This window comes from Nocardia amamiensis NBRC 102102 (assembly GCF_001612745.1).
Lineage (GTDB): Bacteria > Actinomycetota > Actinomycetes > Mycobacteriales > Mycobacteriaceae > Nocardia > Nocardia amamiensis.
Genome location: NZ_BDBA01000274.1, coordinates 1 through 2,166, shown reverse-complemented (window position 1 = coordinate 2,166; position 2,166 = coordinate 1). Strand labels below are relative to the sequence as shown.

Here is a 2,166-nt window from a genome sequence, read left to right as displayed (position 1 = left end):
TCTATGCGGCTGCCTGTGTTGCTCGGTCCTGCGCGCGGCTGAGCACGGGTCGACTGCGCTCGTTCGGTGCGCGGGGACGTCAGAGGACGGCGACGATGATCGCGATGATGATGATCAGACCGATGAGCAAACCGACGGCGATGGCAAGGGGGGCGTTGCTGGCCTGAGGAGTCCTGGCGCGCTGAACCGGCGCGGCGGCGGTCGCCCCGGCGTGGTTGCGGTGCGGGCGGGGCAGCGGTGTGGAGTGCGGGCTGCGGATGCCCGATGCCGAGTTGCGCGCGGCCCAGGCCGGGATGGTTCCGTCTTCGGTGCGGACGGGCGCGCCGACGATATACGGTCCGGTGCCGGGACCGAAAGCGGCCGTGAGGATTTCGTCCCGCGCCTCGGCCATGGTCGGGCGACGCTGCGGGGCCGGCTCCATCATGTGCAGCAGGGCCTGGGTGAGCACGCCGCTGCGGCTCGGCGGGATGATCTGCGCCATGGCGGCGCGCTGCACGATGACGTCGCTGTCCTCGTGGAAACCGAACGGCGGCTGGCCCTCGATCGCGGTGTAGAGCGTGGCGCCGAGCGAGAACACATCGCTGGCCTTGGTCGGCTGCGCGCCGCGGGCCACTTCCGGAGGCAGGTAGGAGGGGGTGCCGGTGATAACGCCGTCGGGTTCGTCGGACACCTCGCCCGCGCCGCGGGAGATGCCGAAGTCGCTGAGCTTGGCCATGCCGACACCGGGACCGCGATCGGCGACAAGGATATTGCCCGGCTTGATATCCCGATGCACGATGCCCACCGCGTGCGCGGCGGCGAGCGCGTCGGCGACCTGGGCGCCGATCTGCGCGACCTCGACCGGTGGCAGCGTGTCGACCAGCGCGAGCGCCTTGGCGATGTTGCGCGAGGGTAGGTGCTCCATCACCAGCCAGGGTTCACCGGCCTCGAGCACCACGTCGTACACGGCGATCGCGTGATCATGCGAGAGTTTCGCCGCGACCCGGCCCTCGTGCATGATCTGGTTGCGGACCGCGTTGGCCTCCGCCTCGTCGAGTCCGGCTGTGGTGAGAACCTGCTTGATCGCGACGTCCCGGTCGAGCAGCCGGTCATGTGCCAGCCAGACCGCGCCCATGCCGCCGCCACCCAACTTCGACTGGAGACGATAGCGGCCTGCGACGAGATATTGAGGGCCGACAGTGGGACGAGCGCGTTCGGTCACGGGTGCAGGGTAGCGGAAAATACGGCTAGCTGGCCCGATTCATGCCTGCGTGCGGGAAGACATGGGGCACGATCGGGCGCTACCCGCACACTCGGAACTACGGTGCTCATCCTGGAAACCATCGGTTCGGCAGGGGGCGGCACACCATACCGCTGAACGGCGACCGGAGGTCATATTCGGGCGCGCGCCGGATCCGTGGGACATGGAGGAGTCGTGCACGGGCGGGCGGTCTCGCATGGATGTAGTCCGAGAAGGAACCGCGTCCGGAAGGTGGCATCGGGTCGATGCCGATAACTGATCGGCCGACGCGGGAGGGCTGATCGACCGGACCGGTTCCCTTGATCACGTCCGGCAACGGTTTGCGGCGACATCGGGCGCGGTTTCTTGACGAAACCCGGGGGTCGGTTTCTACTAGGTCCGTATCGAACGTATATTCGAGACAGATCGATAGCTGAATCGGTGCTGCTGCTCGAATCGTGCGGGCTGATCCGCACGCTTCGCCTCGGGTCCATCGTGGAAGTAGGTGGTTGGGATGGGTTCGGACGCGATATCGCAGGAGGGGGGTGCGCTGCCGCGCGGTGGTGGGCGGGAGAGTCCTCCTTCGCTGGCTGAGCTGCGCAGACGCATAGCCGCGGTACCAGGGCACGGTGAATCGGTCACGGCGCGGCACGGCCAGTGGGACGCCGGGCGGCGCACCGGGGCATTGCCGGTGCCCGCAGCGCTCGCGCCATTGTTGCCCGATGGTGGCTTGGTCAAGGGATCTGTGGTGGCGTACTCGGGGGCGAGTTCGCTGCTGGCTGGGTTGCTCGCCGCGGTGACCGAGGACGGCGGGCATGCCGCGGTGGTCGGAATGCCCCGGTTCGGGCTGCTCGCCGCGGTGGAGATGGGGGCGCAGCTGCGGCGGCTGGCCGTGATCGCCGACCCCGGCCCCGACCCGGTGGAGGTGGCCGCGGTCCTGCTCGACG

Annotated in this window: 2 protein-coding genes; one reads left to right on the top strand and one right to left on the bottom strand. The window is 68.9% G+C overall.

Going from position 1 to position 2,166, the window contains the following annotated elements; translation table 11 throughout:
- Nucleotides 1–79: 79 nt before the first annotated feature.
- On the bottom strand, nucleotides 80–1,201 hold the full coding sequence (locus tag NA4_RS34850) for a serine/threonine-protein kinase (RefSeq protein WP_067479778.1): 1,122 nt from the start codon (nucleotides 1,199–1,201) through the stop codon (nucleotides 80–82).
- 532 nt (nucleotides 1,202–1,733) lie between these two features.
- Here NA4_RS34850 and imuA' point away from each other — a divergent pair.
- Nucleotides 1,734–2,166, top strand: a 433-nt coding sequence (gene imuA' / locus NA4_RS34845) for a DnaE2-dependent mutagenesis accessory factor ImuA' (RefSeq protein ID WP_507763407.1), incomplete at its 3' end; no start/stop codon positions are given.